This is a genomic window from Candidatus Limimorpha sp., from assembly GCF_056203535.1.
On sequence record NZ_JBADWU010000106.1, the window covers coordinates 1 to 13,462 of the forward strand.

Sequence of the window (13,462 nt, forward strand, 5' to 3'; positions counted from 1 at the left end):
CCTGGCAATCCGGTTTTCTCCGTATCCCTCTTCATAGTGGAGGCGGATGACTTCCTTGAAGTACTTTTGCTGTTTCTCTGTGTGTAACTGATACATCCTTGACTCTTGTCTTTTTGAGTCAACCTTTTTCAGGGTAAGACATTATAGATTTGTTTCAAAAAAATCCATTTGACCTAATATGGCGAACAACATAATCGAAGTATGAAAGCATTATAGGTCAAAAAGCATATAATTGCCTAGCAAATTGATTGATGACAAAGTGTTTTTATTGTTTTTATCTGTGCTGACAGGGAAATAAGTGTAAAAAACGATTGATTACAGTCTTTCAGCCCATGTAACAGACACAAATCACGTAGAAATACTCTTTTCTGTAATTGAAACATGCTAAAATCACACGAAAACCCTCTTTGAAGCACTTGTAAAAGACCAAAATCACATGAAAACCCTATTTGAAGCACTTGTGAAAGACCGAAATCACATGAAAATACTCTTTTAGGCTACCGTAAAAGACCAAAATCACTTGTACAAGTAATTTTAAGTCCTGGATTATGTCAGATTGCTCTGAATCCAGCACTTTTTCACACTCATTGTGTCATTTTTCCCTAAATCCAACACTTTCCGACACACATAGTATCGGATAATTCTGAATCCTGAACTTTTTCAAACTTGGAGTGCCGAATTATTTCACATCTTGCACATTTCAACACTCCGAATGTCGTTTCTCTCTGAATCCTGCACTTTTTCAAACTGCTTGTGCCAGATTTCTCTGAAACCAACGCTTTGTCACATTCGTTGTGCCGGATTCTTCTATTGTTAGAGTTTCGACACGTTGTCTGCCATCATTTCCTCAGCTGCATCCTGATTCTCGAAGCCAGAATGTCGACCACCACAAGACTTGAACCACGTGGCAGGATGATGTCGGCGGAACGTTTCGTTGGCTCGATGAACTGCTGGTGCATGGGCTTCACGAAAGTCTGGTAATGACGCAACACGTCTTCCCAAGTGCGGCCACGCTCGGCAATGTCGCGGCGGATGATACGCATCAGACGCTCATCGCTGTCGGTATCGACGAACACCTTGATATCCATGCGCTTGCGCAATTCCTCGTTGGTCAAGACCATGATGCCTTCCACGATGATGCCTTCGGTAGGCTGCACATGGATGACTTCCTCTGAACGGGCACAGGTGACGTATGTATAAATCGGCATCGGAATCGTCTCGCCGTTTTTCAGTCGGTCGAGGTGCTCAATGAGCAGGTCCCATTCAATGGCATCGGGATGGTCGAAATTGATTTGCTTTTTCTCCGCAGGCGTGCGGAACCCATTATCGTAATAATAAGCGTCTTGCGAAATGACTGATACTGAGTTTTCAGGCAATTGGTTTACCAACTCCTTGACGACGGTGGTCTTTCCCGAACCCGAACCGCCTGCTATGCCGATGACTAACATGATGCTCTACTTAAATTTGCCACAAAGATAGGAATTTTTGCGGAAATACTTTGTGTTTTGGCAGACAATGTTAATTTTGGACGATTGGACATTTTGACTTTTGGACGATTAGACTTTTGGACGATTTGACATTTGGACATTTTGACTTTTGGACATTTTGACTTTTGGACGATTTGACATTTGGATGATTTGACTTTTGGACGATTTGACCATTAGACATTTAGACTTTTTGAACAATTTTGAACTTTTGAACAATTTTGAACTTTTGAACAATTTTGAACTTTTGAAATAACCGACAACTGAAAAACCGATAACCAATCTATGTTGCAGTTTGATTTTGACCACTTACTTAATCTTAAATAGTTACTTATTGCCTAAAGTGATAATAATATGAGACAAAAACATTATTTTTGCAGCCCAAATCGAATCATCATGAAGAAAATTTTTTTGACTTTGGCTATCGCCGCAACAATGGTGGCTTGCGGTCAGCAGGGAGATAAGACACAACAACAGGCTGAGCAAAACCCTCAAAAAGTTGTTATTCCTCCAGGAATGCCTACGCCACCTGTTTCTCAACCAATCAATCCAAACGCCGGTCTCGCCCAGGATCCCAACCCTACTCCACAAGACCCGAACAAGCCTGTACTGAAAATGGAAGAAGGCAAGCCTTTGGATTTGAGCCAGTTGATGGGTCCCAAGAAAAGCATGGAAGAAATGGCCGTCGACCAAATCGATACCATTCGTTACAAAGCCGAACATGGCGATGCCGAATATCAGTATTTTTATGGCGCTTGCTACGATAATGGCTGGGGCGTTGAAACAGATCATGCCCAAGCCATGAACTGGTACCAAAAGGCAGCCAACCAAGGTCAGAAGTCATCGTTTAATGCCATTGGCAACCTTTATCGCGTCGGTCAGGGCGTGAAACAGGACGACAAATCGGCTTTTTCATGGTTCAAGAAAGGTTCCGAAGTGAAAGACTCACAGGCCATGCTGAATTTGGGCAATTGCTACTATTACGGCAAAGGGACCGTCAGGAACCTCGACGAAGCCATCGTCTGGTGGTCGGAATCCGCCAAATTGGGCAATGCCTACGCTTTGGCTCAAATGGGCGACTGTTATCTATATGGCAGGGGTGTCGAAAAGGACCTTGACAAAGCAGTGGATTGTCTTAAAAAAGCCGCCGATAAGAATGTTGCAGGCGCACAATTTCGTCTGGGCATCCTCTATTATACAGGTCAAGGGGTGGAACAGGATCAAGTCTACAGCGAACTGCTGATGAAGAAAGCTCGTGACGGCGGCATGAAGGAAGCTCAGGATTTCCTTGACAGACAGTTCAAAAAATGATGTTTTGGATTCGGTTTTGCCGAATAATTCTTGCGCCATGCAATCGCACAATAAGGAACTTGGACAAATCGGCGAAGACCTTGCAGCGGATTTTCTTGTCGGAAAAGGCTACGAAATACTCGACCGCAACTGGCATTTCCATCATCTGGAACTCGATATTGTGGCGAAAGACGGCGACATGCTTGTCATCGTAGAGGTGAAGACCCGCGCCACCGACGAATTTGGCGAGCCTGACTTGGCCGTGACACCAAGCAAGCAGAAATCCATCATCAAATCGGCGGATGCCTACATCATTCAGCATGATTTGGATGTGGAGACACGCTTCGACATCGTTTCCATTGTCCTATCAGGAAAGGAAAAGAGAATCGATCATATCGAAGACGCTTTTTATCCAACTCTTTAAGATGAGTGATTTGGACGATTTGACATTTGGACTTTTTGAATTATTTTGAACTTTTGAAAAAACTGATAACCGAAAACTGATAACTGAAAACCGATAACCATTTAGGACTTTTGAACAATTTTGAACTTTTGAAAAAACTGATAACTGACAACCGATAACCATTTAGGACTTTTGAACAATTTTGAACTTTTGAAATAACCGATAACCAATAACCAATTCATGTTAAATAACTATTCAAAATTAAACTACATTATAAAGGACACGGGGTTTCGAGACTGCGAGGCTTCGGGATGCCGGAATGCCTCGTAATCTCGCATTCCCGCGACCTCGATGCCTCGTTTTCAATATGTAAACTAATTTTGATCACCTACTTGCAATTTAATTTTGACTACTTACTTAGTTACTTATCACTAAACTACCGAAAATGAAATATACATTCACGACTGGCGAAACCATAGAATCCGACATTGAAGGATTACACCGCCTTCTGGCGGAAAACCAACAATATTTGGAAAACTACACTGAAGTCCTCGATTCGCTCGACAACGACGAATATGTGGCACGCGGCAACGGCTTTTGCGACCGCAAGTATAGTGATGATTTCATCGAAGGACAAATTGCCAAATACCAGCAACGAATCAACGACATCAAAGGTTGGATCGCCCAGACGAAAAACCTCTGACTAACAATGGCCTTTTAATTAACGAAAAACCAATCAAAAGATTGATGCTGTATCCTTTGATATTCTCATCAAAATTTAGATACGAGCCGTACAACCTCGCCTTGACATTGAATTCAAGATAATCCTGATGGCCTGTCCTCGATAAGGTGAAAATATCGCCATACACTTTGTAATCAATTGAAACTCCAACGATTGCGCAGAACTTCGACATAGATACACTGCTAATTTCAGCATCCAATCCATTGACGCCAATTTCCGAAATGGAATAGCCGATAAAAGGGCATAATCTCCAAGGTTCGTTTTCGAAAACGGAATAGCCCAATGAAAACTCGGTCAGCCCATAATAATAAGGTTTACCTTGAGGCAAAATTTCGTATGCCAAAATTTCACGGTTGGTTTTTCCCCACGACATACCTCCATTGATAAAGCCACATATTTTTCGATAGTTAAACTCGAATCCGAAAGCGAAACCCAAAGCCGGCGAAAAATCACGCCACAACGATGATGCGAAGGTCGCTGTGTTCATGCCAATATACACGCCATAAGAAGACTTTTTTTTATCAAAATTGGGAGTGACTTTGTTTGGATAATCCTTTGGCAATCTGCCTGAAGCATGAGGCTTGGAATAAATCTGGGCAAAAGAATCAGATGAAAACGACATAGTCAAGACGATGACTAATAGAATGATTTTATTATATGTCTTGCCGGTCATTTCACCATCGAAAATTAGAATGCAAAAATAAGGAGATTTCATGAAACAAACAGTCAATTGATTTTTTTTGAGAAGCTGTTTAAGTAACGCTTAAAAAATAAGTTGTAACACATTTCAACGTTAGCAATTGTTTCCTTGTCAAAACGCAAATTGCCACAAATTATTCAAAAATTAATGTGAATTAACTGATATACATCTAGTTATAACATTTAATAATTAATGATTCATTTACGATAATTGACTACGTCGAAATGTAAATTCACCGACACGAAGTGAGGTAATCTTCGATTTTGTGTTTAGCGAAGTGAAAAAACAGCTATTATCGTTACAGGTTATTTTTTAATTCTCACTAAATTTCAATTGAGTATTATGCTATAGATGCATTTGGCGCATCCCGATGGGATGCCAAGTCAAAGTCATAAAGTTGTCGTTTTTTACCGAAAGCAAATCCCTATGGGATTGAACTTTACATGCCGTAGGCATGGATGTTCGGTAAAAAATCCGGTCTAAACCAATGCTTCGACATTCCTACGGAATATGCCTGTAAAACTTTGAAAGGAAATCCGATGAAGAAATTTTAAACAGCTTTTGAAGTTTGAAAGATTTTTTATTGTAATTTTGAACTCATAAATTCAGGCTTATGGATCGCATCATTCAAACTGTCAACAGCTGTGTTTGGAGCCCCGCCTTGGTGGTATTATGTTTAGTCGCAGCATTGTATTTTTCATTTGGGACGCGCTTTGTGCAAGTGCGCCGATTCCGCGAGATGATTCACTTGCTTATTGCCAAAGACAAATCGAAGAAAGAAGGTATTTCTTCCTTTCAGGCATTTGCAATGGCTTTGTCGGGAAGGGTTGGCACAGGCAATATCGTCGGTGTTGCAACCGCCATCGGCTATGGCGGTCCGGGAGCCATAGTCTGGATGTGGATTATAGCTTTCTTCGGTGCTGGAACTGCATTCGCCGAATCAACTTTGGCACAGATTTTCAAGGAAGACCATAATGGGCAATTCCGTGGTGGGCCAGCTTACTACATTGAAAAAGGATTGAATGTCAAATGGTTGGCTGTTACTTTTGCAGTTTGCGTCGTGATTGCCGCAGGTCTTTTCATGCCTCCTGTGCAGAGCAACAGCATAGCCATGTCGTTTGCCAACACTTTCCATATCGAAGCGTGGTGGGTTGGACTGGGTGTCGCCATTTTAATCGGTCTGGTGGTTATAGGCGGTGTAAAACGCATTGCTAATGTAGCCCAAATCGTTGCACCGATAATGGCCTTCATTTACATCATCCTATCCATCATCGTGCTGATTTGCAATGCATCCGCTGTTCCGGCCGCCTTTGGCGAAATGATTCGCAGTGCTTTCGGACTGGACGAGGCACTTGGTGGCATTTTTGGCAGCACTATTGCCTGGGGTGTGAAACGCGGCATTTACTCAAATGAAGCGGGACAAGGCTCCGGAGCCATGGTTGCTGCAGCAGCCAAGGTCTCCCACCCTGTCAAGCAGGGCTTGGTGCAGGCTTTTTCGGTTTACGTCGACACCTTGCTGGTATGTACCGCCACGGCTGTCATGATTCTGGCTACAAAGACCTACAACGTCTTCGGTCCAAACGGCGAATTGCTGATTGCTGCCCAGGGAGCGGCAGTCGGCGAACCGGGTGTCATTTACACTTCTTCGGCGTTAGGGACTCTGTTCGGTGCAAAATGGAGCGGCATCATCGTTTCCGTTGCGCTGTTTTTCTTCGCTTTCACAACCATTATGGCCTATTACTATTATGCCGAAACAAACTTGGTCTACCTTTTCGGCAAAGGCAAAAAAGAGCAAATCCTGATTTGGGGTTTGCGTGTCTGCCTAATCATTGCCGTGTTTTTCGGCTCTTTGAAGGAAGCCAAAACGATTTGGGATTTGGGCGACATCGGCGTCGGCATGATGGCTTGGATAAACATCATTTCCATATTGCTGCTCTCGCCAATCGCCTTCCGCGTGCTGCGGTCATACGAAAAGCAGAAGAAAGAAGGCAAGGAACCTGTTTTCGACCCGAAGGATTTGGGAATAAAAAAGGCTGACTTCTGGGAAAACGAACAGATGTAAACCGCAATAGGAATTGGTTATCAGTTAAGTAGGTGAGCAAAATTAGTTTACATAAAAGGCACAATGTTTCGACATCGTCACGTCCTTGGAGAAAGGTGTCAGCAACCTGATTTGCAGCTCATTGAGCCTGTCGAAATGAGTGAATTAAAGTAGTTTATTGAAAATCTGCGTAATCCACGGCTTCAAAAACTCTCCGCGTAAATCAGCGTAATCTGCGGGAGAAAAAATCATGTTCCGCCATGGCGGTAAAGAGTAAATTCGGAGTAAATTTTGGAGTAAATTTCTTTTCGTGCGTCAGCCAATCTGTGAAAATTCATGCGCTTGCGCATTTGAAATTTATCTGTAAAATCTGTAGTTTGTTGGCATTCAGCGTTATCTGCGGCTTCAAAAAACCTCTGCGTAAATCAGCGGCATCTGCGGGAGAAAAAATCATGTTCCGCCAAGGCGGTAGAGAGTAAATGCGGAGTAAATTAAAGAGTAAATTTTGGAGTAAATTTCTTTTCGTGCGTCAGCCAATCTGTGAAAATTCATGCGCTTGCGCATTTGAAATTTATCTTTGTAATCTGTAAAATCTGTAGTTTGTTGGCATTCAGCGTTATCAGCGGCTTCAAAAAACCTCTGCGGAAATCAGCGGCATCTGCGGGAGAAAAAATCATGTTCCGCCAAGGCGGTAGAGAGTAAATGCGGAGTAAATTAAAAAGTAAATTTTGGAGTAAATTTCTTTTCGTGCGTCAGCCAATCTGTGAAAATTCATGCGCTTGCGCATTTGAAATTTATCTGTAAAACCTGTAGTTTGTTGGCAATCAGCGTTATCAGCGGCTTCAAAAACTCTCTGCGTAAATCAGCGGCATCTGCGGGAGAAAAGCGTAATCAATATAATCTGCCTACTTATCATGCAAATTTACTATTTTTGCAACGCAATTCCGACTTGCTGATTTAACAGGACTGCAAATCAAAAGGTTGCAAACATACCATGCGTAAAACGAAAGTCATATTATTTTCATTGACTGCATTGCTGCTGTTCATTTCGTTGATTCAGAAGCAATTGAATGTCATCCATTTCAAGTCATTAAAAGGTGTGGTCGAAGAAGTCAAGATGCCGGAACTGACTTTTGCCTCTTACCGCGACGGTTCGTTCCAGTCGCAGACCGAGCAGCACCTCAAGCAGCAGTTCGGTTGCCGCGAGCCATTGATTCGGTTCTACAACCAGTATCTGTGGGATTTCTATGGCAAGTCAAATGCCACCCTGTGGCAAATTGCCTTTGGCAAAGAAGGCTGGATTTACGAACCTTGGTTTGTGGAAGACTACTACCAAGGCAGAAGCCATTACATGGCTTTGGACTCCGCCCAATTGGTGCAGCGGTTTGAGGATGAAGCCTTTCGCATCTACCAGCTGCAGCATATACTTGAGCAATATGGCACACATCTCATGGTTTGCCTTCTGCCCGGCAAAGACTTGATTTATCCCGAATACCTGCCCGACAACAACAAGTATTTTGAAGAAAAGACCATCACTGCCCGTGATTATTTCGGCCCTAAGTTCAAGGAAATGGGCGTCAATCATGTCAATGTCGAGCAATGGTTTTTGCAGATGAAAGACACGGCGAGTTTCGATTTGTTCCCTCAAACCGGCACGCACTGGAGCAACATCGCTTCGCTTTATGTAGCCGACAGCGTCATCCGTTACATGGAAAAACTCGGCGACATGAACATCCGTAACCTTAGGATTGGAAAACCTGAAATCGGCATGACCAAAGAACCTGACGATGACTTGGAAAGCCTGATGAACCTCATGCGCCCCCTTCGTGAAAACTACAACCAATACGCAAACGTTGAACCAGATGGCGACACGACTGCCTCAAAACCGAAAATCATTGTCATCGGCGATTCTTTCTACTGGAACATCGTCAAACAGTTGCCAATGGGCGACATCTTCAGCGCTTATCCTTACTGGTACTATAATAGCTCCATCTATTACGATGATCCGCATCAATCGACCAAAGACATCAACCTAATCGAAGAACTCCTGACGGCTGATTTTGTCATCCTCTCCTATTGTTCCGTACAGCAATATGAAATGAGCAATGGCTTCACAAAAAAGGCCCTGATTAATTTCTGCGTCGACTCCACTGATATTCATCAAAGGAAAGAATCTTTTATGACTTACCTCAAAACCAATGAACAATGGTATGAAGGCCTTGTGGAAAGATCGCAAGAAAAAGGAATACCTTTGGAAGAGGTGCTTGCCGCCGAAGCCGAATGGCAAATGGATTTGAACTGGAGAAAATTCTATCCTGAATTATGCGACAGTATTCCGAAAAAACGCTCGAAAGCAATCAGGGAAATACTCAACATTGATAATATCATCCAGATGGAAAAACAGAAAATCGAAGAAAACTGGCGCAGAACCCCGGAAATCATGGAAATGCTGCAAAACAAAGCCAATGAAAGGAACATTCCGCTTGATTCGATGATGATACTTGACATACAGTGGGTGATAGACCGTGAGATTGAAAACAACGAACTATAATTTGGGAATAAACGAATAAACCTGAAAAACAATTGAACCTATGGTATTCAGCAGCAACGTATTCCTATTGTATTTCATGCCAGTGTTTTTCCTGGTGTATTTCCTGATGCCTAAACGGACGCGGAATTATGTGCTTCTGTTTGCATCGGTTCTGTTCTATGCCTACGGCGCACCCGAATTCGTCATTCAGCTTGTGCTTTCCACCATTGCCAACTTCTTCATTGTGAAGCAGATGTGCAAAACCGAAAAACCAGTCAGGAAGAAACTGCTCTGTGCGCTTTCCATTGTCATCAGCCTCGGACTGTTGCTTTATTACAAATACGGCAATTTCACAATGGAAAACATCAATGCCCTTTTAGGCCTTGCAGGAAGACCCACCTTAACTTGGACAAGAATACTGCTCCCTATCGGTATTTCGTTTTTCTCTTTCCAAAGCGTGACCTATACTTTGGATGTTTATCGCGGCATCAACAAGCCGATGGAAAAACTCAGCGATTTCGTCCTTTACATCATGATGTTCCCACAGCTGATTGCCGGCCCTATCATCCGCTATTGCGATGTGGCCGACCAAATCAGGGAACGCCAGTCGACTTTGGACGACCGCCTGCAAGGTTTCTACCGCTTCGTGATAGGCCTGTGCAAGAAAATACTCATCGCCGATGTCATCGGTGCTGAAGTCGATGCCGTACTGGGGCCTTCAAATTTCGCCTTGCTCAGTGTTGACCAGCTCAACGAAATTGCTTCACGCATCGCCACCCTCGACTCAGGCACGGCATGGATTGTGGCCATTGCCTATACTTTCCAGATTTACTTCGACTTTGCCGGCTATTCCGACATGGCCATTGGCTTGGGTCGCATCATGGGTTTCCGCTTCCCCGAAAACTTCGACAACCCTTACAATTCCGCTTCCATCACCGAGTTTTGGCGCCGCTGGCATATCACTTTAGGCAGTTTCATCAGGAATTACCTCTACATTCCGCTGGGCGGCAACCGCGTGAAACACAAGTCGCGCATGTATTTCAACCTCTGGCTGTGTTTCCTCATTTCGGGCTTGTGGCATGGCGCATCATGGAATTTCATTGTCTGGGGTGCCCTGCATGGCATTTTCATTTGTGCCGACAAACTTTTCCTTACCAAACTGATGCAGAAACTGGGCAGGATTCCTTCCGTTGTCCTCACCTTCCTCACGGTGTGTATCATCTGGGTGTTTTTCCGCGTCGAGCGCATCGATTTTGCCTGGATGTTCATTCAGCGCATGTTTGCCTTCGACTTCGCTCCAATCAGTTTCTCGGCCAACAGCCAGCTGTATGTCACCATGATTGTTGCTGCATTCTTCTCATTCTTCACGCTGTCGAAGTTTGGCCTGAAAATGCAGGAAAAGGTTTATTTCTCAGAATTTTCCAACAAGAAACACATTGTGGCTTGGTGTCTTGCTGCCTTTGCCTTTGTGTTTTGCATTGCTGCACTGAATGCCTCCGACTTCAGCCCGTTCATCTATTTCCGGTTCTAAGGCATAAGTCGTTTTTCGCCACTGGTAGTGCTGATTTAAGCAAAGATTTTTCAAACCGCTGATTACACTGATTTTTAATAAATTACAGATTTATCTGATTGCACGGAAAATTTTTAATGTCCCTTCGACAAACTCAGGAATCGCAGGGAACAGCGCATGAATTGCCACAGATTTTGATGAACACGAATTACCATTAATTGGCCACGAATTTCCATTAATGAATTTGACGGTGATGCATTATCGATTCATTTGCGGCAATTTACGCTGGGAAAGTTGAGCAAACAAAAAGGGCGGCATACCCTTAACTGCCGCCCAAAAACTAACGGTTTAATTGGATTTACTGTAGTTTGAAATTGACAGGCAGGTTATACACCACCCTGACGGCTCTGCCGCACTGACGGCCAGGCGACCATTTCGGCATGGCTTTCACCACGCGCATGGCTTCCTCGTCGCAGCCCGCGCCGATGCCACGGAGCAGCTCGACATTTGAGATGGAACCATCAGGCTCAACAATGAACGAGATGAAAACGCGGCCTTGCGTTCCGGTTTCGCGTGCCAGCTGCGGATACTTGATGTTCTTAGAGATGAACTCCAAAAGCTTCAGTTCGCCGCCCGGAAATTCAGGCATGATTTCCGCAACACGAATCGGAGCGGCTTCAACGATGTCTTCATCTTCGATTTCGATGGGAACATATTCAGGAATCGCCTCATTTTGACCGACAGTGGCTTCGATGTCGAAATCGTCTTCCACATCTTCCCCATCGTCGACGATTTCCATTTGAATGGCAACTTGCGGCCTTTCAATGGGCTTCGGCTTTTCCTGAACGGTGATAGGAATGAAATCATCCACTTCAACAATCTGTCTATTGCCGACAGTGCTGACTTCCTTTTTTTCGTAGTCTTTTGTTTCAAAGACCATCCACGCGACGGCCAGACTGACGATAAGACCGATTTGCGTGAACATCAACCTGCTTTTTTCGAGGTTGGCTTTCTGTGATTTTTTTGTTTCCATAATGCAAAGTTTAGTCATTCCTGCGAAGGCAGGAAAAGGGTTCTCTTACATCCATTACGGAATTTTGGCCTGATTATTGCATGGATTTTGAACTTGCAACGTTGCAACCCAAATTCATGTCAACAAACAATTCTACATTTGCAGTGTTAAACGAAATGAAAGGACAAAAAATGAACAAGAAACTTTACCGTTCGATTGCGAACAAAAAACTCTGCGGCGTTTGCGGAGGCATCGGTGAATACTTCGACCTGGATCCGACTTTAATCCGAATTCTTTGGATTATTTTTGCACTTGTTGGCGGCAGCGGTCTGTTGGCCTACATCATCTGCGCCATCATCATGCCGACACAAAACCAATTGCCGAACCCGTAAGGATTTTCATGAACAAAAACCCATGAACCATAAAAAAACGCCGGACAGCGATTTGTCTGGCATTTTTTGCATGGACGCACTGTGTGCGTCCGAAATATCAACATAATTATTTCTCAACCACTAATTTAGCCATTTTTCCATCGGCCTTCAGGAAATAAATTCCATTTTTCAATGACGAAACGTCGACCTTCCCGTTTGCGATGGTGTGCAGCACTTCGTTTCCAAGAAGATCAAAAACATGGATTTCGGAAGGTTCATCTAAATCAATGTAAATGAAATCGTTGGCAGGATTCGGATAAACGCTTATCGCGTAGCAGGCGTTTTCATTGACATTATTCACATCCAATGTATTGGTGAAGAAACGGTATATTTCGGTTTCATAGTCCACATCGTAATTGCCACCGCTGTACCAAGCATGTTCCCCGTTGATGACCTTCATAAACGATACGCGCGAATCGTTGTCGCCATTCAGGTAACTATACATTTCAAATGTAAGTCCATCGTTTTGCGTATCAGGATATTGCTCGAAAACAGGCGTTTCATCGCAGTTGTTGAAACTGCGCCACCATTCCGTAGTCTGTTCGGCAGGCAAACCGACAACGAAAGGACCATATCCCATGCGTTCGATAGTAGCGTTTTCATAATCGATGGTTGCATCGGCGGTGCCGAAAACTTCAAGCACATTGACATTGGCAGCCGGTGTCAGGTTTTCCATATCCGTTCCGACCAAGCCACTTACCGAAGCGATGCCGTTGATGCGCTCGCCATGCTCGATGGCCATGCGGTGGCACATGAAGCCACCTAACGAAATGCCAGCGAAGAAAATGCTATCAGCATCAATGTTGTAGTTGTTTCCCATTTCATCAATCAATGAATTCAGGAAGCCGGAGTCATCGACGGTGCCGTTCAAGGTGAAATCGTAGCTAATTGGAATCCCATAGACGGTGATACTCACCGTGATAGTGACGCCAGCGGCCCAAGCATTGCCAAAGTCATAGCTGCCGACCAACGGAATTTCAACCGTATAATCCAAAGCTTCGGGATAGACCAGAATCCAGCCTTTTTCTTCGGCAATTTCATAGAAATGGCTTTGGTCGAAAACTGTCTGGCAATCTTGTCCCAAACCATGCAGACAGAACAAAAGCGGCGATGGCGTGCCGGCATTGTATGTGGCAGGCACATATTCAAGATAGCGGCGTTCGATGCCATTCCAGGTTGTGGTTTTGATTTCCTGTGCGTTCAGCATGAGGGCTGTAACCGCAAAAATGATGGATAAAAATAACTTTTTCATAGGACTAAAATTTGCAGGACAAAAATAGACAAAAACCCGAAAAAAGACTATTTTTGCAAGATTAATT

The 13,462-nt window shown here is 43.8% G+C and carries 12 protein-coding genes; 8 read left to right on the forward strand and 4 right to left on the reverse strand.

The window, feature by feature from the left end:
* Nucleotides 1-839: 839 nt before the first annotated feature.
* Nucleotides 840-1,448, reverse strand: a complete 609-nt coding sequence (gene udk / locus AC06MN_RS13460; RefSeq protein WP_475672904.1) for a uridine kinase — start codon at nt 1,446-1,448, stop codon at nt 840-842.
* A gap of 432 nt (nt 1,449-1,880) precedes the next feature.
* Here udk and AC06MN_RS13465 point away from each other — a divergent pair, with 432 nt between their 5' ends.
* The 3 genes from AC06MN_RS13465 to AC06MN_RS13475 all read left to right on the forward strand — a co-directional run bounded on the left by AC06MN_RS13465 (nt 1,881) and on the right by AC06MN_RS13475 (nt 3,880).
* Nucleotides 1,881-2,795: a tetratricopeptide repeat protein gene (locus AC06MN_RS13465; protein WP_475672905.1), complete on the forward strand. Its 915-nt coding sequence runs from the start codon at nt 1,881-1,883 to the stop codon at nt 2,793-2,795.
* A 37-nt stretch (nt 2,796-2,832) separates the two neighbouring features.
* Nucleotides 2,833-3,198 carry a YraN family protein gene (locus AC06MN_RS13470; protein ID WP_475672906.1) on the forward strand — a complete coding sequence of 122 codons (366 nt, stop codon included), beginning with the start codon at nt 2,833-2,835 and terminating at the stop codon, nt 3,196-3,198.
* A gap of 424 nt (nt 3,199-3,622) precedes the next feature.
* Complete coding sequence (locus AC06MN_RS13475) at nt 3,623-3,880, forward strand: hypothetical protein (RefSeq protein WP_475672907.1); 258 nt, start codon at nt 3,623-3,625, stop codon at nt 3,878-3,880.
* Here the strand turns inward: AC06MN_RS13475 and AC06MN_RS13480 are convergent.
* Nucleotides 3,846-4,634 carry a hypothetical protein gene (locus AC06MN_RS13480; RefSeq protein ID WP_475672908.1) on the reverse strand — a complete coding sequence of 263 codons (789 nt, stop codon included), beginning with the start codon at nt 4,632-4,634 and terminating at the stop codon, nt 3,846-3,848. The genes AC06MN_RS13475 and AC06MN_RS13480 overlap by 35 nt on opposite strands.
* Nucleotides 4,635-5,232: 598 nt before the next feature.
* Between AC06MN_RS13480 and AC06MN_RS13485 the strand changes: the two genes are divergently transcribed.
* From AC06MN_RS13485 to AC06MN_RS13500, 4 genes are all read left to right on the forward strand, one after another.
* Entirely contained in the window at nt 5,233-6,681 is a 1,449-nt protein-coding gene (locus AC06MN_RS13485; protein WP_475672909.1) for an alanine/glycine:cation symporter family protein, read from the forward strand.
* Nucleotides 6,682-6,920: 239 nt separating this feature from the next.
* Complete coding sequence (locus AC06MN_RS13490) at nt 6,921-7,139, forward strand: hypothetical protein (RefSeq protein WP_475672910.1); 219 nt, start codon at nt 6,921-6,923, stop codon at nt 7,137-7,139.
* Nucleotides 7,140-7,654: 515 nt separating this feature from the next.
* Entirely contained in the window at nt 7,655-9,211 is a 1,557-nt protein-coding gene (locus tag AC06MN_RS13495; protein ID WP_475672911.1) for an alginate O-acetyltransferase AlgX-related protein, read from the forward strand.
* A gap of 40 nt (nt 9,212-9,251) precedes the next feature.
* Nucleotides 9,252-10,721, forward strand: a complete 1,470-nt coding sequence (locus AC06MN_RS13500; protein ID WP_475672912.1) for an MBOAT family O-acyltransferase — start codon at nt 9,252-9,254, stop codon at nt 10,719-10,721.
* A 337-nt stretch (nt 10,722-11,058) separates the two neighbouring features.
* Here AC06MN_RS13500 and AC06MN_RS13505 read toward each other — a convergent pair whose 3' ends face one another.
* A complete protein-coding gene (locus AC06MN_RS13505; protein WP_475672913.1) occupies nt 11,059-11,733 on the reverse strand; it encodes an energy transducer TonB in 675 nt (224 codons plus the stop codon).
* A 170-nt stretch (nt 11,734-11,903) separates the two neighbouring features.
* Between AC06MN_RS13505 and AC06MN_RS13510 the strand changes: the two genes are divergently transcribed.
* Nucleotides 11,904-12,104 carry a PspC domain-containing protein gene (locus AC06MN_RS13510; protein WP_475672914.1) on the forward strand — a complete coding sequence of 67 codons (201 nt, stop codon included), beginning with the start codon at nt 11,904-11,906 and terminating at the stop codon, nt 12,102-12,104.
* Between the two features lie 106 nt (nt 12,105-12,210).
* Here AC06MN_RS13510 and AC06MN_RS13515 read toward each other — a convergent pair whose 3' ends face one another.
* The gene (locus tag AC06MN_RS13515; protein WP_475672915.1) at nt 12,211-13,395 is read right to left on the reverse strand and encodes a T9SS type A sorting domain-containing protein; all 1,185 of its coding nucleotides are present in this window, start codon (nt 13,393-13,395) and stop codon (nt 12,211-12,213) included.
* Nucleotides 13,396-13,462: the final 67 nt, after the last annotated feature.

Bases quoted from the DNA above. Each gene is read 5' to 3' on its own strand.
- udk (WP_475672904.1), bottom strand. From the start codon at position 1,448: ATGTTAGTCATCGGCATAGCAGGCGGTTCGGGTTCGGGAAAGACCACC.
- AC06MN_RS13465 (WP_475672905.1), top strand. From the start codon at position 1,881: ATGAAGAAAATTTTTTTGACTTTGGCTATCGCCGCAACAATGGTGGCT.
- AC06MN_RS13470 (WP_475672906.1), top strand. From the start codon at position 2,833: ATGCAATCGCACAATAAGGAACTTGGACAAATCGGCGAAGACCTTGCA.
- AC06MN_RS13475 (WP_475672907.1), top strand. From the start codon at position 3,623: ATGAAATATACATTCACGACTGGCGAAACCATAGAATCCGACATTGAA.
- AC06MN_RS13480 (WP_475672908.1), bottom strand. From the start codon at position 4,634: ATGAAATCTCCTTATTTTTGCATTCTAATTTTCGATGGTGAAATGACC.
- AC06MN_RS13485 (WP_475672909.1), top strand. From the start codon at position 5,233: ATGGATCGCATCATTCAAACTGTCAACAGCTGTGTTTGGAGCCCCGCC.
- AC06MN_RS13490 (WP_475672910.1), top strand. From the start codon at position 6,921: ATGGCGGTAAAGAGTAAATTCGGAGTAAATTTTGGAGTAAATTTCTTT.
- AC06MN_RS13495 (WP_475672911.1), top strand. From the start codon at position 7,655: ATGCGTAAAACGAAAGTCATATTATTTTCATTGACTGCATTGCTGCTG.
- AC06MN_RS13500 (WP_475672912.1), top strand. From the start codon at position 9,252: ATGGTATTCAGCAGCAACGTATTCCTATTGTATTTCATGCCAGTGTTT.
- AC06MN_RS13505 (WP_475672913.1), bottom strand. From the start codon at position 11,733: ATGGAAACAAAAAAATCACAGAAAGCCAACCTCGAAAAAAGCAGGTTG.
- AC06MN_RS13510 (WP_475672914.1), top strand. From the start codon at position 11,904: ATGAACAAGAAACTTTACCGTTCGATTGCGAACAAAAAACTCTGCGGC.
- AC06MN_RS13515 (WP_475672915.1), bottom strand. From the start codon at position 13,395: ATGAAAAAGTTATTTTTATCCATCATTTTTGCGGTTACAGCCCTCATG.